Here is a 438-nt window from a genome sequence, read left to right as displayed (position 1 = left end):
TCGGAGGGGGCGACGGGGACCTCTCGGGCCTCGGAGATCTCGGGGGCCTCGGGGATTTCGGCGGGCGATGTGCCGGCCCAACGGGTGCCGTCGCCGCCGCACATGGCGGGGACGGACGAACTGGGCGCGTCCGGGAGCGAACCCGACTGGTGGCGCATCGAGTCCGGGCCGTTCGGCGACGGCGTGGAGGTGCCGGGGTTCGTGGGCGGGGTGGAGATCGCCGAGCTGCTGAGGCCACCGCGGCCGCCGGTGGAGGGTGCTGCGGAGGGGGCCGGTGCGGATGCGGACGAGGGCGTGGAGGGTGACGGTACCGGGGCCGGCTCCGACGATGGTGATTCCGGTGAGGCGGACGACGCGCCGCGCGGTCGGTGGCGGCCGCGGCTGCGTCGGCGTACACCCCGCGACGAGAACAAGGGGTTCCGGTTCTCCCACCCGTTG

Annotated in this window: 1 protein-coding gene; it reads left to right on the top strand. The window is 75.1% G+C overall.

What is annotated here, in order from left to right; genetic code table 11:
- Positions 1 to 102: 102 nt before the first annotated feature.
- Positions 103 to 438 (top strand): hypothetical protein (locus tag AC1DYK_RS35840; protein WP_478170592.1); only part of this gene is annotated, 336 nt, incomplete at its 3' end.

It is taken from the genome of Variovorax sp. P2_H12, from assembly GCF_056403395.1.
Note: the sequence above shows the minus strand (reverse complement) of the source record. Positions and strands in the feature narration are given on the sequence as shown.